This window comes from Rhizobium sp. BK289 (assembly GCF_014193575.1).
GTDB lineage: Bacteria > Pseudomonadota > Alphaproteobacteria > Rhizobiales > Rhizobiaceae > Rhizobium > Rhizobium tropici_C.
The window spans coordinates 52526-74108 of the sequence record NZ_JACHZO010000012.1 but is presented as its reverse complement, the minus strand read 5'-3'; the positions used below and the strand labels follow the sequence as shown (position 1 = coordinate 74108).

Below are 21583 nucleotides of genomic sequence, written 5' to 3'. Positions count from 1 at the left end.
CGTGCATTGTTTTTCCGCCCAGCCCCGGCGGCAAGTTTTTTCGCCGCTATCGCCAAGGATGGGAGCGCTATGGGCGGATAAGCGGAAACGCCCGCGTCCGTTCCGCTTTCTTGCTGTGCCGCCCTGGCGTGACTTGCAGATCAGGCAGGCCTATGTCGCCAATTGAGTCTCGGCCGACATCGGGCAAAGGCTTTTTCGGGAGGCGAGGAAATCGATGAAGGTGCGAACTTTGGCGGAAAGGTATTTTCTGGTGGGATAGACCGCATGCAGGGTGGCTTTGAATGTCACATCCTCAGGCAGAACCATTTCCAAGTGGCCATCGGCGACGTCGGCCTGTGTCATCCATACCGGCAAAAAGACCAGGCCCATGCCTTCCAATGCTGCCAGATGCAGCATGATTTCGTTTTCGCTTTGCATGACCGTGCGGAAGCTCACTGTTTCAGGGCCTTTCCTCCCATCGAGTGCGAAATTGCCACTCGCATTCATGCCGCTATAGGCCAGCAGTGAATGACCATTGAGATTGCTCACCTCGGCCGGACGCCCGGTGCGCGCGAGATAAGCGGGCGATCCCACGAGGTGAAAAGGGACCTGCAACAAGGGACGTGCGACGAGGCCGGGATCGAGCCGCCCCGGTGTTGTCGCACGCAGGGCAAGATCGAAGCCTTCGTCGACCAGATTGACGATCCGGCCGCTGAGATCCATGTCGAAGCGCACGTCCGGATAGCGCTGGTGATATTCGGCGAGCGCGCGTGCGACAAGCGCATTTGCTATCCACACCGGAGCGCTCAATCTCAAGGTTCCGCGCGGCATGACGGTGACGTTGCTGACGGCCGCTTCCACTTCGTCAAGGCCGTCAAGCATTTGTCGGCTCTGGTTGAAGTAGAGCATACCGCTCTCCGTCATGCTGACATGGCGGCTGGTTCGGTTCAGCAAGCGAGTGCCCAGCCGATTTTCCAGATGCATGACATGTTTGCTCGCCATTGCAGGCGAGAGACCAAGGCGATCGGCTGCGGCGGTAAAGCTCTTCAGCTCAGCCACCGTGCAAAAGACCCGCAGGCTCATCAACGTATCCATAGATCATCAACATAGAGGAAATGTTCCTTCAATGTAAGTCGCATTGATCAATGATAATGAAAGATCAATTTGCATTGCGCGACGCTGCGTAACTCATCACCTCTCTGGTTTTGAGGCTGGTGGCAGTCGCCTCGAAAGGATGCAACACCGTGAATAAGTTTCGCCTCCCAACCTATTTCATCAGCCATGGCGGCGGTCCCTGGCCATATATGACCGGTGATTTCCGCAGTAATTTCGACAAGCTCGAGCAATCCTTGATCGACATGCGTCTTGAGCTCGGCAATACGGTCCAGGCAGTACTGGTCGTTTCCGGTCACTGGGAAGAGCATGGTTTCGCCATATCATCAGGTGCCCATCCGGGGATGGTCTACGACTATCACGGCTTTCCGGAATATCTTTACAGCATCAAATACGGCGCGCCCGGCTCGCCGGAACTTGCCAGGAGCGTGCAGGCATTGCTGCAGGAACGCGGCATCGAGGCAGGGCTCAATCCGACCCGAGGCTTCGACCATGGCACCTTCAGCATTCTCAAGCCGCTCTATCCCGAAGAAGATGTTCCGGTCGTTCAGCTTTCGCTCGATGCCGGCTACGATCCCGCCCTGCACCTTGAAGTCGGGCGCGCGCTGGCCCCGCTGCGCGACGAGGGCGTTCTGATCATCGGAAGCGGCCTCAGTTATCATAATCTTCCCGCAATGCGCGGGAAGGAGGGCTACGAACCATCCCGGCAGTTTGACGCCTGGCTCCAGCAGATCCTGGTCCATTCGTCCGCCTATGAGCGCGCAAAGCTGCTGCTCGAATGGGAACAGGCACCATCTGCCCGCGCGGCACATCCACGCGAGGATCATCTCATTCCGTTGATGGTGGCTGTCGGCGCGGCAAGGGATGAACCGGGCGCCGTCACCTATCACCAGACCGATTTTGCAGGCGGGCTTACGGCATCCAGCTTCCGCTTCGGCGATGTACCGGCATTGGTGGCAGCCGACGGATCAGCCAAATGAGCGAGCTGTCGAAGCGTACTCACGCCGCTGACGGGGCCTCCGGACGGAAAATCTCAAACTCAAATCCATCGCCGGTTGATGCACTCAACGGCCAATCAGGAGAAGCACTATGTTGAATACCACCAAATGGACGCCCCATGTTCTCGGGATTTTGCGGATCGTCACCGCGCTGCTGTTCCTTGAACATGCGACCATGAAGTTCTTCCAGTTCCCAGCGGCAATTCCCGGCGTAAGCTATCCGTTGCCGGCCATCATGCTCGCCGCCGGCGCCATTGAAATCGTCACCGGCCTGCTGATGACCATCGGTCTCTATACGCGCATCGCTGCCTTTGTCGCATCGGGCGAAATGGCGGCCGCTTATTGGATGGCGCATGCACCTCAGGGCTTCTGGCCGGCGCTCAACATGGGTGAGGCCGCCATCATGTTTTGCTTCATCTTCCTCTATATCGCCTTTGCCGGCGCCGGCAGCTGGGCATTGGACAACGCCCTGCGCGGCTCTTCGAAACAGGTATCGCTCACGGAACGAGCATGAAGCCAATGCGCTCCCGTCATTCGATGGGAGCGTGTCATCCAAGCGATCTGAATAGCGGTCGGCGTTTCTTGCCGATCCGGTAGCCCATTCATTGGCCTCCTCGACGCTCTGCACAGGAGCCGGAATCCGTAGAGGCCATAGCGAACCCATGGAGACAAGCAATGAAGGCTGTGCTTCTGAAATCCTATGGCGACATCGATCAATTCGAAATCGGCGATATTCCTGCGCCAAAGCCGGGTGCCGGCGAGGTTTTGATCAAGATCGAGGCATCGGCCGTCAATCCGTTCGATCTCATTTTGCGCCAGGGTTTCATGTCGCAATACATTCCGCTTCCGCTCCCGGCGGTTCTAGGCGGGGACGCCGCCGGCACGATTGCAGACATTGGCGAAGGTGTCGAAGGGTTGGCGGTTGGCGATCGCGTCGTAGTCGATTTCCCCGCGAATGGCAAAGGAGCGCATGCCGAATTCGGGCTCGTTCCAGCCACCTCCGTTGCCAAGCTGCCCGCTGCGTTGAGTTTCGAGCAGGGAGCGGCATTGGTAAAGGCTGGCCTGACCGGGAGACAGACTGTGGATGCCTTGGGTGTCAAGACAGGTGACCGGGTATTGATCTCGGGTGCGCTCGGCTCCGTCGGCCGTGCCGCCATCCAATATCTCAAGCAAATAGGTGCCCAGCCGGTCGCGGGCGTTCGGCCCGAGCGGATGGGCGAGGCGCGCGAGCTGGTCGGGGAAGGCGTGGACATTACCGTGCCGGCAAAGAGCCCCAGCTTTCAATATGCCATCAGCGCCGCTGCGCCGGTGGCTAAAAATCTCATCGAAAATGTGGTCGATGGCGGCCAGGTCGCAAGCATTGTTCCAGTACCCGAGGACGCCAACCAAGGCAACCGCGTGGCCATCCGCGAGCTCTATCATCGAACCGATGCCGCAACGCTTGACGCGGTTCTCGACGCTGCAGCGCGAGGATTGCTGCTGATACCGATTTCGCAGGTTTTTGCCCTGGAGGAATTGGGCTTGGCCCAAGATGCGGTCGCCAGGGGAGCACAGGGTAAAGTCGTGCTCAAGCATTGAGCATTACAGCATCGGTGGTAGCGCAATCTTCGCCATTGCAGCCGCCAGCAGGCGCTGAAACGACGTTTTCAGTCCCGCTTGCTGGTTCGATAGCCTTTGCCAAAAAGCCGATCAATTGATGACAGCGTCAGTACTGGGAGCACGTGTCGCGATCCGTGGCACGTGTTTCATCATATGCACTTCGCTTGGCAAAGATGGCGCCCGCCGCTGCTCGATGAGTAGGTGCTGAGGCCCTGCGAGCCGGGTTGACCAGCCGGCAGCCTAAGCAGTGACGCCGGAGGGCATGAGGCGGGAAGAGATTTTCCGTTTCCAGTGGCCCAGGAGATCACCGTTCCTTTTAATCTACCATTTTTGTGGACAATATTCGCATTATCGAAAACGCATGTGATTTCCGAAAGGGATGAGCGAAAGGATGAGAATGAGTGCGCCCAAACTCGTCGGCTTTGCCGGCAGCTTCAACAGGCCGTCGAAGACCTACGCGCTGGTGCAGACCGTTGCCGACCTGGCAAGCGAGCAATATGGCTTCACCAACAGGGTTTACGATCTGCACGATGTCGGCGCCTCGCTCGGACTGGCGAAATGGCGCAAAGATCTGGACGATCAGGCGAGAAGCGTCATCGATGAGATCGTGTCGGCCGATGCTCTCGTCATCGGTTCGCCGACCTTCAAGGGATCCTATCCCGGACTGTTCAAGCATCTGATCGACCTCATCGATCCGCATGAGCTGCGGGCCAAGCCGATCATCATCACGGCGACCGGCGGTGGAGACCGGCATGCGCTGATGGTCGAACATCAGCTGCGGCCGCTCTTCGGCTTCTTCATGGCCCATACCTTGCCGACGGCGGTCTATGCATCGGATCGCGATTTCGCCGACTACAAGGTGTCGTCAGAGCCGCTGGCCAACCGCATCAACGAGGTTGTCGGCGAGCTCGGGGCCTTTTTCCCGCATCCGGTGACGAGGCTTGCCGCTGCGGAATGATGGGCGGTGACGCCCGAACGTCTTGGATTTGTCACCGGAATGGAGGCTTACATGAGATGGAATGTCATCAGCCGCCTGAAGACGATTTTTGCCGGTCCCGCGCTGCAGAGGGTGGATGTTCGCACGCGGTCCGTTGACTGGGTTGAATCTGTGGAGCGGGAACGAGAACTCTCCGCCCGTGACTACGAGATCTATTACTGGTGCTCCACGCCGGCGCCCTGGTATTGAAAGGAGGTGCCTTTGATGTCGTGTCGCGAATTGAGTTTCCTATCGTTATTCGTCGCGAGGCTTCCATGACCAGAGTACTGATCGTGCCGGGTCTCTTTGGCTCGGGTGAGGGGCATTGGCAGCGTCACTGGCTGCAGGATCATCAGGATGTCCAACTAGTCGAGCAGGACGATTGGGATTTTCCCCATCTCGGCAGCTGGATGGAAAGGCTGGAGGAAGCGCTGGAAGAGGCCGGCGATGCCTATATCGTGGCGCACAGCCTGGGCTGCGTATTGACGGCAAGATTGGCCGGCCGTCCGGCCGCGCGAAGGGTCAAGGGAGCGCTGCTCGTCGCACCCTGCGACATTCCGGTGACGGAAGCCCTGCATGCCGGGCATCTTTCCTTCGGCACGATGCCGACGGAAGCCTTGCCTTTTCCCAGCATCACGATCGGAAGCCTGAACGATATCTATATGAGGCTCGACCGGCTGACCTTGTTCGGGCGGCTCTGGAATTCCGATGTCCGCAATATCGGCCTTGCGGGGCACATCAATATTGCCAGCGGCTTCGGGCGCTGGCCAAGCGGTTATGGCTTCCTGGAAATACTGAAGAGCCGCAGCAGACATCGCCAGCCGCAGGGGTTTTCGAGGGCTGTCGCCGTTTCCATTTAAAAGAAGGCTTTTCATATCGAACGTTCGACGCCATTGTGCTGCGGATGTTCTGATCGTACCCCACATCGGCGCATTCAAGGCGAGCAACGGGGGCAGAACTTTGGAGGTAAGACAATGAGTTTGCGCATCAACGATATCGCCCCGGATTTTACGGCCGAGACGACACAGGGCGAGATTAAGTTCCATGACTGGATCGGTAATGGCTGGGCCGTGCTCTTTTCGCATCCGAAGAACTTCACGCCGGTCTGCACGACAGAGCTCGGCGCGATGGCCGGCTTGGAAGGCGAATTCCGCAAGCGCGGCGTCAAGATCATTGGCATCTCTGTCGATCCCGTCGAAAGTCACGGTCGCTGGAAGAACGACATCAAGACGGCGACCGGTTTCGATGTCGACTATCCGCTGATCGGCGACAAGGACCTCAACGTCGCCAAGCTCTATGACATGCTGCCGGCCGGTGCGGGCGAGAGTTCGGAAGGCCGCACGCCGGCCGACAACGCCACCGTGCGCTCCGTCTTCGTCATCGGGCCCGACAAGAAGATCAAGCTGATCCTCACCTATCCGATGACGACGGGCCGCAATTTCGGAGAAATCCTGCGTGCGATCGACTCGATCCAGCTGACATCGAAGCATCAGGTTGCCACACCGGCAAACTGGCAGCAGGGCGAAGACGTCATCATCACGGCAGCCGTCTCCAACGAAGACGCTATTGCCCGTTTCGGCTCGTTTGACACGGTGTTGCCCTATCTGCGCAAGACCCGCCAGCCATCAGCCTGATGGGGATCAGCGGTTGAAATTTGCAAAAAAGGTGATGCGGCTCCAAAAGCCGCATCACTCTTTTCAAAGGCTGACGTTTTCACGCAGAAACTCCAGCAGCGCGCGCACGCGGGCCGGCAGCGGGCCGCCCTGGCCGATATAGACGGCATGGAACTCCTCGATATCGCCGGGGTTTAGCTCTTCAAGGACCGGCAGCAGGCGACCAGCCGCGATATCCGATCCGACGGTGAAGGCGGCAAGCCGTGCCAGACCGGCACCACCGAGCGCAAGGTGGCGCATGGCCTCTCCGTCGCTCACCTGCAGACTGCGAGGGGGCGGTACCGTCGCGATCTCGCCGTCTACCAGCAACGGCCAGCCTTCGATTGCGCGGGAATAGGCAAAACCGATGCGGCAATGTTTCTCCAGTTCTCTTAAGGAGCGGGGCGTGCCGTGCCGCTGCAGATAAGCTGGCGAGGCGACGATGACCTTACGCGCTGCTCCAAGCTTGCGGGCCGTCAGACTGGAGCTCTTCAGCGGTCCGGCGCGGATTGCGACATCGGCCCGCTCTTCCATCAGGTCGACGATCCGGTCTGTGTGAAAAATCTCCAATGAGATATTCGGGTGCAGCGCCATGAAGGCGGGCACAAGCGGGGCCAGCACATGATTGCCGAAGGAGCCGCTGGTGTTGATGCGGATATGGCCGGCAGCCTGCTCTCCCGCCGAGGCGTGGCGTTCGGCCTCGGCGATATCGGCGAGGATGGCAACGCTCCGTTCGAAGAATGCGCAGCCCTCGGGGGTTAGCTGCAGCCGCCGTGTCGAGCGGTTGATGAGACGGGCGCCGAGACGCCTTTCCAGCCTCGTGATGAGTTTGCTGACCGCCGAGGGCGTCATGCGGCAGGCCATGGCGGCGGCAGTGAAGCCACCAAGCTCCACGGCGCGCACGAAGACTTCCATTTCGCCGGAACGATTGATTTCTTGGCGGCTCATGATGAATTAAAATCACAAATCAATTTCTGATCGGCAATCTATATCATGCCTTTTTAGCAGTCTATCTATCTGAAGAACCAACAGGAGATAGACGATGGACTACAGAAATCTCGGCGCCTCCGGCCTGCGCGTCCCCGTGCTCAGTTTCGGCGCCGGCACGTTTGCCGGTAGCGGGCTCCTCTTCAGCGCCTGGGGTTCGACGGATGCGACGGAAGCGCGCCGTCTGGTCGACATCTGCCTGGAGGCGGGCGTCAATCTCTTCGATACGGCGGATGTCTATTCGGCAGGCGCATCGGAGGAGGTGCTCGGCCAAGCGATCCGGGGCAGGCGGGATGCCGTGCTGATCTCGACGAAGACAGCACTGCCGATGGGCGACGGGCCGGCCGACTGGGGGAGTTCGCGTTCGCGATTGATCACATCGGTCGACGCCGCCTTGCGGCGTCTCGGGACCGATTACATCGACCTTTTACAATTGCATGCTTTCGATGCCTCGACGCCCATTGAGGAAACGCTTTCCACACTCGATGGCTTGGTGAAGGCGGGAAAGATCCGCTACATCGGCGCTTCCAACTTCGCCGGCTGGGAGCTGATGAAATCGCTCGCGATCTCCGAGAAGTACGGCTACGCACGCCATGTCGCCCATCAGGTCTATTATTCGCTCGCTGGCCGCGATTACGAATGGGAATTGATGCCGCTGGGTCATGATCAGAACGTCGGCGCCCTGGTCTGGAGTCCGCTGGCATGGGGCAGGCTCACTGGCAAGATCCGCCGCGGCCAGCCATTGCCCGAAAAGAGCCGCTTGCATGAGACGGCGTCATTCGGCCCGCCCGTCGATGACGAGAAGCTGTTCGATATTGTCGATGTGCTGGATGAGATTGCTGTCGAGACCGGAAAGAGCGTGCCGCAGATCGCGATCAACTGGCTGCTGTCCCGGCCGACGGTTGCAAGCGTCATCATCGGCGCGCGCAATGAGGAGCAGTTGCGCCAGAATCTCGGCGCGGTCGGCTGGACGCTTTCGAAAGAGCAGATCGAGAAGTTGGACAAGGTGAGCGAGCTGACGGCTCCCTATCCCTATTTTCCGTATCGGCGTCAGGAAGGCTTTGCGAGACTCAATCCGCCGCTGGTCTGACGCGGCAGGTATTCCTGTGGACCATGGCAACGAAGGCGGCGGAGCAAATTGGCTGTCCCGCCGCCAACAGCATTTAGCGGCCGCCCTCCATCTTGCGATGGCGCTGGTTCCTGCCGCTCTCGCCATAAGGATAGGCGGCGGGCTGAGGAGCGCTGATCTCGTTCAGCCTGTCCATTTCCGCCTCCGTGAGCTTCAGTTCGGCCGCACCCAGATTGTCGGCAAGCTGCTCACGCGTGCGGGCGCCGAGGATAACGGAGGTGACCGCGGGCCGGGCTGCTGTCCAGGCAAGCGCCACCTGCGCCATGGTAACGCCACGCGCCTTGGCGATCTCCTCCACGGCGGCGATGATCGCCCAGGTGCGCTCCTGTGCGTTGCGTGGAGCAAAGGATTCGCTGCCGCGGTTGGGGTTCTCGCCAAGCCGCGTGGCGCCGGTCGGCATTTCGTCGCGCTTGTATTTGCCTGTTAGCCATCCGCCGCCAAGTGGCGACCAGGGAAGCAGGCCCAAGCCGGCATCAAGGCAGGCATCGACGATCTCGAGTTCGATGTCGCGAACGAGCAGATTATATTGCGGCTGCAGCGTCACCGGCCGCGTGTAGCCCTGTGCCTTGGCGATCTCGACGGCCTTGGCGATATGCCAGCCGACGTAATTGGAGAAGCCGTAATAGCCGATCTTGCCGGCGCGCACGGCATCGTCGAGAAACCGCAACGTCTCCTCGATCGGCGTCAGGGCATCCCAGGCATGCATCTGATAAAGATCGATATGTTCGATGCCGAGACGGCGCAGGGAATCGTCCAGCGCCTGGCCGAGATGACGACGCGACAGACCGAGATCGTTCGGACCGTTGCCCATTGGGAAACGGCCCTTGGTTGCGATGATGGCCTGGCGGGCCTCGGCGGGGCGAGCTTTCAGCCAGCGGCCGATGATCTCCTCAGACTTGCCGGCGCTGTAGACATCGGCGGTGTCGATGAAATTGCCGCCCCATGCGAAATAATCGTCAAGAAGTTTATGCGATGCGGCCTCGTCTGCTTCCGCGCCGAAAGTCATGGTGCCAAGGCAATAGGCCGTGACAACGGCCCCGCTTGGGCCGAGCTTGCGATAATCCATTTCTGCCTCCTCTGAACGGAGCGCTGGTGCCCGATCGGCAAAGCGGTCGGGAAAGCCGCAGGCTCCGTGATCCATAGCAATGTGATGCTTGAGACGGCCTCCACCGTCGATGGGGGTTCGACGCTCGGCGTTTCAATGCCGTGGCCGCAGAGACACCATAGCCAATCATCCCATGATTACCAAGTGCATTCATTGCCTGGTTGGCCTTGCTCGCGTAAAATTCTCCGTGATGATTCCTCTCTTCTCGAATGTCCCCCTTCATGGATGAAGCGCCGACAAGCCGCATGCTCTCCTGGGCACGCAACTCCACCATCTATCGCCTCGAACGCCGGATGATGACTGAAAAGCAGCTGTTCGATGCGATCGCTAAAAAGGCGCGGCAGAAGTTCGAGGATATCAACGATACACAGGTCAGGGCGCTTGCCGATTTTGCCGTCAAATTCGCTTATGAGCTGAAGGTGCTCGATGACGTCGCCTATGCCGAGATCAGCACGCGTTCGGCAGTTCGATCAGGCAAGTCGAGGAAAGCCATCGCCTTCAAGCTCGCATCCAAGGGAATTGCCGGTGAAACGGTCGTTGCGGCCGTGGAGGAGGTCGATGATCTCCATTCCGCCGTCATCTTTGCCCGGAAGCGTGGCTTCGGCCCCTTCCGGCGCGGTGACCTCGACGAGAAGCGCAAGGCAAAGGAATTATCCGCCTTCGCCCGCAACGGTTTCAGCTTTGCGATTGGCAAACGGGTTTTCGATATGGAGCGTGAAGATGCCGAAGACCTGTTGCAATCGACCTCGGCCGTTTGACACGGGCCGCATTGTCATGGTTGATCGCGCCAGCTAATTTGCCGCGCTTGCGTGCGGCGATGCATGGGGATCTTGGTGAAATCAGATATTGCGTTGGGTATGGTGGCGATGGGCATCGCTTTTTATCCTTTTGCAGCACAGGCGGATTGGCAGCCGATCGAGACCGTCAAGACCTACGCGATTGCCGGAAGATCGGGGCGTGAACTCTACGATTCGATCGGCGAGCGCGCTCCCTTGCTCGGACCCAAGGTGAGGGCGATTGCCCATACCGATTTCAAGCTGACCTGGACCCGGAAATACGAACCGCAGCCGGATGGCGCCTGCATGATCACGGTCAACATACCGAAGCTGATCATCACTTACACATTGCCGAAACCTTCGGCGCAATTGCCCGCTTCGACCCGCAAAAGCTGGCAAAAATTCATCGCCGGGGTCGAAGCGCATGAGCGTGTGCATGGCGGCTTCATCAAGGACATGGTCAAGGAGATCGAAGCCGTGAGCGTCGGCTTCTCCGTGCCGGATGACCCGAAATGCAGCAAGATCCGCGTCGAGCTCACAAAACGGCTCGGGGAGATTTCCAGCAAAGAGCGGCAGAAAAACAGCGACTTCGACAAGGTCGAATTCAGCGACGGCGGCAATCTCCAGCAGCTGGTCTTGAAGCTGGTCAAGGAAGAGTAATTGAGGGACCGCAGCCGGGCAAATCCGCCGGCTGCGTGACCTAATGTGGTTTTATCGGCCCTTCCTCTTTCGCCATTCGGCGAATTTCTGTCTCGGGGCGTCGCTGGTCGCAGGATAAAGACCGATGATGGTCGCGCCGTTCATGACTTCCTCGGTGACGAAATCCTCATAGGCCGTCATTTCCACGGTCTCAGTGGCGATTTCATCGGCAAGGTGCGCCGGAATGACGATGACGCCCTCATTGTCGCCGACGAGAACGTCGCCTGGGAAAACCGCCACATCGCCGCAGCCGATCGGGCCATTGATTTCGATGGCCTGATGCAGCGTCAGGTTCGTCGGCGCGGACGGGCGGTGATGATAGGAGGGAATGTCGAGGGCGGCGATTTCCGGGCTGTCGCGCAAGCCGCCATCGGTGACGACGCCGGCCACGCCACGTACCTGTAGGCGCGAGATGAGAATGGAGCCGGCCGAGGCGGCGCGTGCATCCTTGCGGCTATCCATGACCAGTACGAAGCCGGGCGGGCATTGTTCGACGGCGGCCCGTTGCGGATGCTCGGGGTTGCGGAAGACTTCGAGCGTGTTCAGGTCCTCTCGCGCCGGAATATAGCGCAGCGTGAAGGCCTGGCCGACCATGTTCGCCTTCTTCGGTGAGAGCGGCCGCACATCCTGAATGAATTGGTTGCGCAGGCCACGCCGGAAAAGTGCGGTGGCGATCGTCGGTGTTGCGACGCCCATCAGCTTGTCGCGCGTCTCATTGCTCAGCACAAAATTGCTCATGCGATAAATCCCTCGTGATCAATAGATGTCGGGTTCGCCCGGCGTCGGGCCGAAGCTGCGTTCCAGGAAGTCGAAATCGCAGCCGGTATCGGCCTGCGCCACATGGCGCGAGAACATCCAGCCATAGCCGCGGCCGAATTTTTCCGCCGGCTTGACCCAGGCATCGCGCCGCCGCTTCAGCTCGTCCTCGTCGACAAGCATGTCGATGCGCCGCGCCTCGAGATCAAGACGAACGATATCGCCGTTGCGCAGCAGCGCCAGCGGGCCGCCGACATAAGATTCCGGCGAGACGTGCAGGATGCAGGCGCCATAGCTCGTGCCGCTCATGCGGGCATCGGAGAGGCGGAGCATGTCCCTGTAGCCCTTCTTCAGCAGTGCTTTCGGGATCGGCAGCATTCCCCATTCCGGCATGCCGGGGCCGCCTTGCGGGCCGGCGCCGCGCAGTACCATGACGTGGTCGGGTGTGATGTCGAGATTCTCGTTGTCGACGGCCGCCTTCATCTCCGGATAGCTGTCGAAGACCAGTGCCGGTCCCTGATGCTTGTGGAAGCGTGGGTCGCAGGCGGCCGGTTTGATGACGGCGCCGGTCGGCGCAAGATTGCCCTTCAGCACCGCAAGCGACCCCTCATGATAGACCGGATTGTCGAGCGAGCGGATGACGTCGTCATTGTAGCATTTCGCCCCCTCCAGCGTCTCGCCGAGGGTGACGCCGGAGACGGTCAGCGCCGAGAGATCGAGCTTGGAAGAGAGCTTCGCCATCAGCGCGCGCAGGCCGCCGGCATAGTAGAAATCCTCCATCAGATAGGTCTTGCCGGTCGGTCTGATATTGGCGAGCACCGGCGTCGTGCGCCCTGCCTTGTCGAGATCGTCGAGCGAGAGATTGATGCCGGCGCGCCTGGCCATCGCGATCAGATGCACGACGGCATTGGTGGAACAGCCCGTCGCCATCGCCACCGCAACCGCATTGTTGACGGCGGCCTGCGTGACGATCTTCGAGGGGACCAGATCTTCCCAAACCATCTCGACGATACGCCGGCCGACAGCTGATGACATGCGGATGTGATTGGCATCCGGCGCGGGGATCGAGCTTGCACCAGGCAGGTTGAGGCCCAGCGCCTCGGCGATCGCCGTCATCGTGCTTGCCGTGCCCATGGTCATGCAGTGACCATAGGAGCGGGCGATGCCGGCCTCGACATCGACCCATTCCTTCTCCGAAATGGTGCCGGCGCGGCGCTCATCCCAGAATTTCCAGGCATCGGATCCCGACCCCAGATATTCGCCGCGATAATTGCCGCGCAGCATCGGGCCGGCCGGGAGGTAGATCATCGGCAGCCCCATGGAAAGCGCGCCCATGACGAGGCCGGGCGTGGTCTTGTCGCAGCCGCCCATCAGCACGGCGCCGTCGACAGGGTGCGAGCGCAAGAGTTCTTCTGCTTCCATCGCCAGCATGTTGCGATAGAGCATGGTCGTCGGCTTCACATAGCTTTCCGACAGCGAAAGGGCAGGCAGTTCCAGAGGGAAGCCGCCGGCTTGCAGGATGCCGCGTTTGACGTCCTCGACGCGATGCTTGAAATGCGCATGGCAGGGATTGGCGTCGGACCATGTGTTCAGGATGGCGATGACGGGCTTATCGGTCCATTCTTCGGGCGCATAGCCCATCTGCATCGTGCGTGAGCGGTGTCCCGAGCTTCTGAGATCATCAGGCGCAAACCATCTGGCACTGCGCAAGTCCTGGGGCTTCTTCCTGCTGTTCATCGTATTTGCGCCTTGTCTTTAACGAGGGGCGAAGAGTGGGGCGATGTAAGCGTCGCACAATTCCGATTGCTGGCTGCGACATCTGCACGCTCAATCCTGTTGATTGCGCCAACTGCCAGAAATGAGGTTGGCGTCGGCTCACTAAAGCACTAATGTATCAGTGCATCAAGCCATGAATTGTGCTTAATGAGTAGACGCTCTTGACCAGAAAGGCCGCCGGTGAAGCTCAATCCGAAGGAATTTGCCCTTGATCGCTCCCGCCAAGTCGCGCCTCAGATTCTGGAGATCCTGCGATCACGCATTCTTTCGATGAGCCTGCCGCCAACGACAGTCTTGTCGCGCATCTCGCTGCAACGCGAATTCAATGTCAGCCAGACCCCCGTGCGCGATGCCCTGATCCGGCTTGAGGAGGAGGGGCTGGTGGAGGTCTATCCGCAATATGCGACTGTCGTTGCGAGGATCGATATTCGCAACGCGACCGAGGCGCATTTCCTGCGATTGTCGATCGAACTCGAGGCGGTCCGCAGGCTGGCTGCGGATTCGCCTGCGGAAACCGCAGCAATCCTCGAAGGCATCCTGGCGCGCCAGAAGCATATGGCGTCACAGGAAACCTATGATCTCTTCGACATGCTCGACAAGGATTTCCATCGCGTTCTCTATGAGCGGGCCGGCATTCTCGGTCTCTGGTCTACGGTCCGGCGCCAAAGCGTGCATCTCGACCGGCTGCGCATGCTCAACCTGCCAATGCCAGGCAAGCTCGAGCAGATCATTGTCGATCATCAAGCCGTGGTCGATACTGTCCGCTCGGCCGATGCGGAAGCCGCCGTCGCTGCTCTGCGCCGGCATTTGTCAGGCACCTTGTCGATCGTCGATCTCATTTGCGAGCAATATCCGGATTATGTGAGCCGTTAGCCTGTCGGCTTTTCGGACCGATGTGAGGTGTGGAGCGTACCAGAACCCGCATTGGCTTGTGTCTTACTTCATGCGACAAGGTTTACAGGCAAACAAATCATGGAGTTCGCTTGACCATCGGGCTTGCGCATGCCGAGTTGATCGCAGTTTTGACGGCCGTTACGGGCGGCGATCCAAGGGTGATGACGGTTCGGTCGGGCGATGCCTTGCCATCCGGCCCGTTTGAACTCGGACATCGCACGCTGCAGAGCGGATTGCGCGAATGGATTCAGGAACAGACGGCCCACCCTGTCGGCTATCTGGAGCAGCTCTACACGTTTGCTGATCGCGATCGAAACAACGAAATTCTCGGCGGGCGCACGATTTCCATCAGCTATCTGGGGCTCGTGCGCGAGCAGGCGGCCCCCGGGGGCGGAACGCCGGGCTGGCATGGCTGGTATGAATATCTCCCTTGGGAGGATCATCGGGGCGGGCGACCGGCGATGCTGGACGATATCGCCGCTCGGCTCACATCCTGGATCGAGGAGGACGCGATGCGCAGGGGCCAGCGCCGCCGGCGGGCCGACTTCGATTTCGGGCTGAATGGTGCGGCATGGAACGAGGATCTCGTTCTGCAGCGCTATGAACTGCTCTACGAAGCAGGGCTCGTTGCCGAGGCGGGCTGCGATCTCAAGCATAATTTCGGCCGGTCGATGTTTGCCGATCATCGCCGCATCCTTGCGACCGGCATGGCCCGGCTGCGGGCCAAGATCAAGTACCGTCCCGTCGTCTTCGAGCTCATGCCCGAGAATTTTACGCTGCTGCAATTGCAGAAGACGGTCGAGGCGCTCGCCGGCCTGACGCTGCACAAGCAGAATTTCCGCCGGCTTATCGAGCAGCAGGAGCTGGTCGAGGAAACCGGCGGCACTGAAAGCGAAACCGGCGGCCGTCCCGCCAAGCTCTTCCGCTTCCGCCGCGCCGTGCTTGAAGAGCGTGAATTCGCCGGAACGAAATTACCCCTCTCCCGCAATTGACATATGCTCACACTGAGAATATCTATTTGCTCATAATATACTCAAAATGAGTATAATAAGGAGCCGGTCATGAATCTTCCCGTATCCGCATCCCCACTCTACGATCGTGTCAGCCGCGTCATCCCGAAAGCCGAATGGCTGTCATTCCAGGACGACGTCGAGGCGATCCTTGGTTTGAAGCGGCGGCACAATGCCGTCATTCTCGCCCACAACTATCAGACACCGGAAATCTTCCATGGTGTTGCCGATATCGTCGGCGACAGTCTCGCGCTTGCGCGGAAGGCCGTGGAGGTCGATGCCGACATCATCGTCCTGGCCGGCGTGCACTTCATGGCAGAGACTGCCAAGCTACTGAACCCGGAAAAGACCGTTTTGATCCCTGATCTGGAGGCCGGTTGCTCCCTCGCGGAATCGATCACGCCGGAGGATATCGCCTTGCTGCGTCAGGCTCATCCCGGCGTTCCCGTCGTCACCTACGTCAATACGTCGGCAGCCGTGAAGGCGGCTTCCGATATCTGCTGTACTTCGGGCAATGCCCGGCAGGTGGTGGAATCGCTCGGCGTGCCGAAGGTGCTGATGCTGCCGGATGAATATCTTGCGCGCAACGTCGCGCGCGAAACCAATGTCGAGCTCATCGCCTGGCATGGGCATTGCGAGGTTCACGAACTCTTCACAGCGGACGATATACGCCAGCTCCGTGAGAATTATCCCGGCGTAACCGTGCTGGCTCATCCGGAATGCCCGCCCGATGTCGTCGAGGCGGCGGACTTCGCCGGCTCGACTGCCGTCATGTCCGACTATGTCGGCAAGAAACGTCCGTCGCGCGTCGTCTTGCTCACCGAATGTTCGATGAGCGACAATGTCGCTGTGCATCATCCGGACGTCGAGTTCATCCGGCCCTGCAATCTCTGCCCGCATATGAAGCGCATCACCCTCGGCAACATCCGCAAGGCCCTGGAAGAAGGGCGGCATGAGGTGACGGTCGACCCGGCAATTGCCGCCGACGCCCGTCGGGCGGTAGAAAGGATGCTGGCGATATGAGCGAGATCCTCGAAGAACTTGGCGGCCGCGTCGTCATCGTCGGCAGCGGCCTTGCCGGATTGATGACGGCGCTGACGCTGGCGCCCGAGCCGGCCGTTATCGTCACCCGTGCCCTGATCGGAGCGGAAACGTCGAGCGCCTGGGCACAGGGCGGCATCGCCGCCAGTATCGGCAAGGGCGATAGTGCAGCCCTGCATCTCGCCGATACGCTTGTCGCCGGCGACGGGCTTTGCGACGCGAAAGTGGCGGCAAGGATCGTCGCCGAAGCGCCTGCGGCCATTGCGGCGCTGGAGCGTTTGGGCGTCGAGTTCGACCGCAACGATGCCGGCGAATTGTCCCTCGGCCTCGAAGCTGCCCATTCGCTTCGACGTATCGTGCATTCCAGGGGCGATGGTTCGGGGGCTGCCATCGTCCGCGCGCTCGCCGAGGCGGTCGCCCGCGCGCCATCCATCACGGTGCTCGAGGGCTGTCAGGCGCAACGCCTGTTGCTGGATGGGGATCGCGTCGCCGGCCTTCTGTGCCTGACCGGCAAGGGCAATATCGTCTTGCCGTCCTCCCGTATCGTCCTTGCTACCGGCGGCATCGGCGGTCTCTTCGATGCCACGACCAATCCGGTTGGCAATTTCGGGCAGGGGATTGCGCTTGCGGCACGGGCCGGGGCACGGCTTGCCGATATGGAGTTCGTGCAATTTCATCCGACGGCGCTCGACAGCCGCCGTCGCCCCCTGGCGCTTGTCAGCGAGGCGGTTCGCGGCGAGGGCGCGCTGCTCGTCAATGAAAGCGGCGAGCGCTTCATGGCCGGTGTCGAAGGTGCCGAGCTTGCACCGCGCGATGTGGTTGCCCGTGCCATCAGCGCGGAAATCGCCCGCGGCGGTCGGGTCTTCCTCGATGCGCGAGGCGCGCTCGGCAATCGTTTCGCCGCGCGCTTTCCAGTCATCGAGGCCCTTTGCCACGAGGCGGGCGTTGATCCGTCGAGCGATCTCATCCCGGTGCGTCCGGCCGTTCACTATCACATGGGCGGCGTTGCGACCGACGAGAGCGGCCGCAGTTCGGTTCCCGGCCTATGGGTTGTCGGCGAGGCGGCTTCCACCGGCTTGCACGGCGCCAACCGCCTTGCCAGCAACTCCCTGCTCGAGGCCGCGGTCATGGGCATGCGGGCGGCGCGCGATATCGCTGGCACGGATGCAAGCCTCGCAAGATTGCCGAAGCAACATCCCGAGACATTCGCGCCAGACCCGACGACCGTCCGGCCGATTGTGTCGCGGCATCTCGGCGTGTTGCGCAATGCCGGTGCCATCCATGGCGCGATCGCGGCCCTTCTGCCGCTTTGTGAGAACGAAAGCACGGCAACTAACCCTGCGCTGGTGGCCTTGCTGATCGCCGTCTTCGCAAGTCTCCGGATGGAATCACGCGGCGCCCATGCGCGCACGGATTTTCCGCTGAAACTGCAATACGCGCAGCGCCGCATGATGTATCTCACCGACGCCCTCGATATCGCCCGGTCCGTCGTTCCCTATTCGATGGCAAGGAGTGCCTGACATGACGCTTGCTCCCCTCCCGCGCGTGATCGTTGAGCCGCTTGTGCGCAATGCGCTTGTCGAAGATCTCGGCCTTGCCGGCGACGTAACGTCCACCGCCGTCATTCCGGCGGAACATCGGTCCCGCGTTGCTATGGTACCCCGCGAGCCGGGCGTGGTCGCGGGCCTCGATGCCTCCGAGCTGGCCTTCCAGCTGGTCGATCCCGCCATCGCCATGACCCGTCATGTGCCCGACGGTACGAAGGTTGATGTCGGTGAGGTCATCGCGACGATCGAAGGACCATCCCGCGGCCTGCTGACAGCGGAACGCACCGCGCTCAATTTCCTCGGCCATCTCTCCGGTATTGCCTCCGTGACCGGCAGCATCGTCGAGGCGATCGCCGGCACGAAGGCATCGATCGTCTGCACGCGCAAGACGACGCCGGGCCTCAGGGCCCTGGAAAAATACGCCGTGCGCGCCGGCGGCGGCATGAACCATCGCTTCGCGCTCTATGACGCCGTGTTGATCAAGGATAATCATGTCGCCATTGCCGGGGGTATCGCCGAAGCCATCCGCCGCGCCAAGGCGGGCGTCGGTCATATGGTCAAGATCGAAGTCGAAGTGGATACGCTCGCGCAGCTTCGCGAAGCGATGCAGGAGGGTGTCGACGCCGTGCTGCTCGACAACATGACACCGGATCAACTGCGCGAGGCAGTTGATATTGTCGGCGGCCGGGCCATCACGGAAGCCTCCGGCCGCATTACGCCGGCAACGGCTTCCGCAATCGCCGCTACCGGCGTCGATCTCATCTCCGTCGGCTGGCTGACGCATAGTGCGCCGACGCTCGATATCGGGCTGGACTGGAAGGCTGCGGCCTGAGGCAGAGCGAGCTTCTACATTTTGGGCTGTCGGCAACGCAAGGTTGCTGGCAGCCCAGCTTCCAGTTGGTCATTTATTTCGTCAATGCGGATTGCACGTCGGTCAACGCAAAATCATCTCCGACATAGAGCAAAGGGGCTGAATGTCGTTTGGCAAGGGCATAGGCGAAGCAATCGCCGAAATTCAGGCCGCCTCGCGTGCCGAAACCCTTACCGTATTTCACACGGGCCTTCATCGCGGCTCGCGCGAGATTTTCGTCTATCGAGGCAATCCCGATGCGGAATTCGGTCAAAAACTCGTCTAGATCGGCAATCGCCTCATACCGGTCTCCTTCTTTGATCCTGCCCGCCATGACCGTGCCGGCTTCGACGTAATTCACAGCCGATATGAGACGCTGAGCGTCCGTCTGGAGGGCCATCACGCAGTCTGAAGCTTCCGCCTCCTCGAACATGATCGCTATGATGGCAGACGCATCAACGATCATCATCGGGGGAAATCGAGTTCTTCAGCTGTGTCGCCGACCGCTTCATCCCATTCCTGTTTCGTGACGGGTCGCCGATCGTAGCGGCCGGCGCGCCGGCGGACGAAAGCTTTCATACGGGCAGCATAGTCGCCCTGTGTCTCCTGCTCGGCACGCAGCCGTTCAAGCCGCTCGCGCATGGCCTGGGTAATGGCGTCGGTCATGGTTTCGCCGGTCAGGCGGGATAATTCCCGCGCCAGCCGATCCGCCTCTTCAGTCTTGATGCTCAACGCCATGATCGCTGCCTTTCTAGATGAACGATCTAGATAGCACGTGTATATCGCTTCTTCAATGCAAAAGGGTCTCGATCAAGTTGATCCCGGTGAACACGTAAGCCAAATTTACTCCTTGATTCTGATGCGACCAAGTCGCTGCTCAGCTTTCACACCACGACCGGCACCTGCGCGCCGTCCATGCTGATCACGACGCCGGTGACATAGCCGGCCTTGGCCGAACTCAGGAAAGCAACGACATTGGCGATGTCGCCTGGATCGGCCATGCGGCCGATCGGGATGCGCTTAAGGGCATCCGCTAGCGCTTCCTTCTCGGTCAAGCCGGAAGCCTTCACGGCCGCCTTCAGGCCCTCGGCGACACGGTCCGTCTCGGTGAGGCCAGGATTGAGGCCGACGACACGCACACCTTTGCCGGCATAGGCGTTGGCAAGGCCGACGCTTGCGAGCATCAGGGCGGCATTGGCCGATCCACCGGCCAGGTGGACGGGCGAGGCGATCTTGCCGCCATTACCGATGATATTGATGACGGCACCTGAGCCGCGCGCGCCCATGCGTTTGATGACGGGATCGATCACGTTGATGTAGGAAAAATACTTCGCATCCATCGCAGCCCGCCAGATGGCAGGCGTCAGCTCATCCGCCGGCGTGCGTGCCGCGGCACCTGCGCTGTTGACGAGGATATCGATCGGGCCGACATCGGACTCGACCTTGTTCACCACGGCAAGTGCCTGCTCGTCGGAGACCAGGTCGGCGGCGTAGCCGCGTGTGCCGGGAAGCCTGGAGAGGGCGGCATCGATATTGGACTGCGAGCGCGAGCAGATCGCAACCCGTGCGCCTTCCTGCAGGAAGAGCTCGGCGCAGGCAAAACCGATGCCCTTCGAGCCGCCCGTGATCAGAACGATTTTATCCTTGAGGCCAAGGTCCATGGAATGTCTCCGGTATGATTTGCTTGGATCGCCAAGCTACGTCCCGAAATCACCATCGTACAGGGTTGCGGTCGTCACAGCTTGGTTACCGGAGCGCGATCTTACGAAAGACGCTTGGCCTTCAGCACGGAAACGGCCGTCTCGCTGTTATGGACATAGTCGTTGGCGTCAGGCTGACGCTGCACCAGGAGAATGAACAGCAGGTCGGTCAGCATCAACTGTGCGTCGCGGGCGGTGATCGCCGACGACCGCACGCGATCCTCGTCGCCGACGGTATGGAGGCAGATATCGGCGACGCGGGCAAGCGGGTTGTCCTGCAACCCGGTGACGGCAATGACGGTCGCCTGGCGCTGGCTTGCCAGCTCTGCAATCCGCAGCGTCTCGATGCTGGCGCCGGAATAGGACAGCGCAAAGAGCAGGTCGTCAGGCCCAAGCGTCGATGCGTTGGCCATCTGCACATGGCTGTCGCTATCATGCAGCACGTTACGGCCGAGCTTCATCAGCTTGTAGGAAAAATCGCGCGCCACCAGCGACGAGGCGCCGACGCCGGCCAGATGGATGCGCCGGGCATCATGCAGCGCTTCGAGCGCCTTTTCGATATCGGCTTCGTTGTTGACGGAAATGGTCTGCTGCATGGCCTGCATCTTGCTGCCGAGCAGCTTCTGCAGGATTGTGAGATAGCCGTCGCCCACCTCGATCGTGCCATGGATCATGCCGGCCGGCGCCTGCCATTCCTGCGCTTTCGCCTCGCTGACGGCAAGCTTCATTTCCTGATAACCGGCATAGCCGAGCTTCTGGCTGAATTTCACGACACTCGACTGGCTGCGGCCGGTTTCCGCCGCGAGAGCGGCGGAGGAGAGGCGCAGCATCTGATCGGGATTGTCGATGATGAACTGTCCGATCTGACGATCGGCGGGGGCCATGCTTTCCAGCTGCGCGCTGATTTTCTTTAAGATCGACATTTGTCCCTTCAAGCCATCAAGGCCGCTTTACCCACTGACACGAGCGCATCGAAAATAGCATCCGGTTCAAGCT

Annotated in this window: 24 protein-coding genes; 15 read left to right on the top strand and 9 right to left on the bottom strand. The window is 60.5% G+C overall.

Annotation, left to right across the window (positions count from 1 at the left end; all coding sequences use genetic code 11):
• Window positions 1-150: 150 nt before the first annotated feature.
• Complete coding sequence (locus tag FHT84_RS22220) at window positions 151-1074, bottom strand: LysR family transcriptional regulator (protein ID WP_113249709.1); 924 nt, start codon at window positions 1072-1074, stop codon at window positions 151-153.
• 149 nt (window positions 1075-1223) lie between these two features.
• Here FHT84_RS22220 and FHT84_RS22215 point away from each other — a divergent pair, with 149 nt between their 5' ends.
• The 7 genes from FHT84_RS22215 to FHT84_RS22185 all read left to right on the top strand — a co-directional run bounded on the left by FHT84_RS22215 (window position 1224) and on the right by FHT84_RS22185 (window position 6299).
• A complete protein-coding gene (locus tag FHT84_RS22215; RefSeq protein ID WP_112342304.1) occupies window positions 1224-2072 on the top strand; it encodes a class III extradiol ring-cleavage dioxygenase in 849 nt (282 codons plus the stop codon).
• A gap of 109 nt (window positions 2073-2181) precedes the next feature.
• The gene (locus tag FHT84_RS22210) at window positions 2182-2604 is read left to right on the top strand and encodes a DoxX family protein (RefSeq protein ID WP_112342303.1); all 423 of its coding nucleotides are present in this window, start codon (window positions 2182-2184) and stop codon (window positions 2602-2604) included.
• Between the two features lie 161 nt (window positions 2605-2765).
• On the top strand, window positions 2766-3668 hold the full coding sequence (locus FHT84_RS22205) for an NADP-dependent oxidoreductase (protein ID WP_112342302.1): 903 nt from the start codon (window positions 2766-2768) through the stop codon (window positions 3666-3668).
• 418 nt (window positions 3669-4086) lie between these two features.
• Complete coding sequence (gene msuE / locus FHT84_RS22200) at window positions 4087-4647, top strand: FMN reductase (protein ID WP_112342301.1); 561 nt, start codon at window positions 4087-4089, stop codon at window positions 4645-4647.
• A 51-nt stretch (window positions 4648-4698) separates the two neighbouring features.
• Window positions 4699-4875, top strand: a complete 177-nt coding sequence (locus tag FHT84_RS22195) for a hypothetical protein (protein ID WP_162736953.1) — start codon at window positions 4699-4701, stop codon at window positions 4873-4875.
• 65 nt (window positions 4876-4940) lie between these two features.
• A complete protein-coding gene (locus FHT84_RS22190) occupies window positions 4941-5525 on the top strand; it encodes an alpha/beta hydrolase (protein ID WP_112342300.1) in 585 nt (194 codons plus the stop codon).
• Window positions 5526-5639: 114 nt separating this feature from the next.
• Window positions 5640-6299: a peroxiredoxin gene (locus tag FHT84_RS22185; protein ID WP_112342299.1), complete on the top strand. Its 660-nt coding sequence runs from the start codon at window positions 5640-5642 to the stop codon at window positions 6297-6299.
• 63 nt (window positions 6300-6362) lie between these two features.
• Here FHT84_RS22185 and FHT84_RS22180 read toward each other — a convergent pair whose 3' ends face one another.
• Window positions 6363-7265, bottom strand: a complete 903-nt coding sequence (locus FHT84_RS22180; RefSeq protein WP_112342298.1) for a LysR family transcriptional regulator — start codon at window positions 7263-7265, stop codon at window positions 6363-6365.
• 94 nt (window positions 7266-7359) lie between these two features.
• Between FHT84_RS22180 and FHT84_RS22175 the strand changes: the two genes are divergently transcribed.
• On the top strand, window positions 7360-8394 hold the full coding sequence (locus FHT84_RS22175; RefSeq protein WP_112342297.1) for an aldo/keto reductase: 1035 nt from the start codon (window positions 7360-7362) through the stop codon (window positions 8392-8394).
• A gap of 73 nt (window positions 8395-8467) precedes the next feature.
• On the opposite strand, the gene FHT84_RS22170 is transcribed toward FHT84_RS22175, so the two are convergent.
• Complete coding sequence (locus FHT84_RS22170; RefSeq protein WP_112342493.1) at window positions 8468-9499, bottom strand: aldo/keto reductase; 1032 nt, start codon at window positions 9497-9499, stop codon at window positions 8468-8470.
• A 260-nt stretch (window positions 9500-9759) separates the two neighbouring features.
• On the opposite strand from FHT84_RS22170, the gene recX reads away from it, so the two are divergent.
• Together recX and FHT84_RS22160 are read left to right on the top strand one after the other, a co-directional pair.
• A complete protein-coding gene (gene recX, locus FHT84_RS22165; RefSeq protein ID WP_112342296.1) occupies window positions 9760-10296 on the top strand; it encodes a recombination regulator RecX in 537 nt (178 codons plus the stop codon).
• 99 nt (window positions 10297-10395) lie between these two features.
• Window positions 10396-10974, top strand: coding sequence for a DUF922 domain-containing protein (locus FHT84_RS22160; RefSeq protein WP_246698598.1), 579 nt, complete (start codon window positions 10396-10398; stop codon window positions 10972-10974).
• Window positions 10975-11025: 51 nt separating this feature from the next.
• Here the strand turns inward: FHT84_RS22160 and FHT84_RS22155 are convergent, their stop codons facing one another.
• Window positions 11026-11751, bottom strand: a complete 726-nt coding sequence (locus FHT84_RS22155; protein ID WP_112342294.1) for a ribonuclease activity regulator RraA — start codon at window positions 11749-11751, stop codon at window positions 11026-11028.
• An 18-nt stretch (window positions 11752-11769) separates the two neighbouring features.
• Entirely contained in the window at window positions 11770-13506 is a 1737-nt protein-coding gene (gene araD / locus FHT84_RS22150; protein WP_112342293.1) for an L-arabinonate dehydratase, read from the bottom strand.
• 219 nt (window positions 13507-13725) lie between these two features.
• Between araD and FHT84_RS22145 the strand changes: the two genes are divergently transcribed.
• From FHT84_RS22145 to nadC, 5 genes are all read left to right on the top strand, one after another.
• On the top strand, window positions 13726-14418 hold the full coding sequence (locus FHT84_RS22145) for a GntR family transcriptional regulator (protein ID WP_183764078.1): 693 nt from the start codon (window positions 13726-13728) through the stop codon (window positions 14416-14418).
• 110 nt (window positions 14419-14528) lie between these two features.
• A complete protein-coding gene (locus tag FHT84_RS22140) occupies window positions 14529-15431 on the top strand; it encodes a hypothetical protein (RefSeq protein WP_112342291.1) in 903 nt (300 codons plus the stop codon).
• 69 nt (window positions 15432-15500) lie between these two features.
• Complete coding sequence (nadA, locus tag FHT84_RS22135; RefSeq protein ID WP_112342290.1) at window positions 15501-16472, top strand: quinolinate synthase NadA; 972 nt, start codon at window positions 15501-15503, stop codon at window positions 16470-16472.
• Entirely contained in the window at window positions 16469-18010 is a 1542-nt protein-coding gene (locus FHT84_RS22130) for an L-aspartate oxidase (protein ID WP_112342289.1), read from the top strand. The genes nadA and FHT84_RS22130 overlap by 4 nt, the downstream gene beginning before the upstream one ends.
• A 1-nt stretch (window position 18011) precedes the next feature.
• Window positions 18012-18869, top strand: coding sequence for a carboxylating nicotinate-nucleotide diphosphorylase (nadC, locus tag FHT84_RS22125; RefSeq protein ID WP_183764081.1), 858 nt, complete (start codon window positions 18012-18014; stop codon window positions 18867-18869).
• Window positions 18870-18942: 73 nt separating this feature from the next.
• Here nadC and FHT84_RS22120 read toward each other — a convergent pair whose 3' ends face one another.
• The 4 genes from FHT84_RS22120 to FHT84_RS22105 all read right to left on the bottom strand — a co-directional run bounded on the left by FHT84_RS22120 (window position 18943) and on the right by FHT84_RS22105 (window position 21510).
• A complete protein-coding gene (locus FHT84_RS22120; protein WP_112342287.1) occupies window positions 18943-19356 on the bottom strand; it encodes a type II toxin-antitoxin system VapC family toxin in 414 nt (137 codons plus the stop codon).
• Complete coding sequence (locus tag FHT84_RS22115) at window positions 19353-19625, bottom strand: type II toxin-antitoxin system VapB family antitoxin (RefSeq protein ID WP_112342286.1); 273 nt, start codon at window positions 19623-19625, stop codon at window positions 19353-19355. Before FHT84_RS22115 ends, FHT84_RS22120 begins: the two co-directional genes overlap by 4 nt.
• 146 nt (window positions 19626-19771) lie before the next feature.
• The gene (locus FHT84_RS22110) at window positions 19772-20548 is read right to left on the bottom strand and encodes an SDR family oxidoreductase (protein ID WP_112342285.1); all 777 of its coding nucleotides are present in this window, start codon (window positions 20546-20548) and stop codon (window positions 19772-19774) included.
• Between the two features lie 101 nt (window positions 20549-20649).
• The gene (locus FHT84_RS22105; RefSeq protein ID WP_112342284.1) at window positions 20650-21510 is read right to left on the bottom strand and encodes a MurR/RpiR family transcriptional regulator; all 861 of its coding nucleotides are present in this window, start codon (window positions 21508-21510) and stop codon (window positions 20650-20652) included.
• Window positions 21511-21583: the final 73 nt, after the last annotated feature.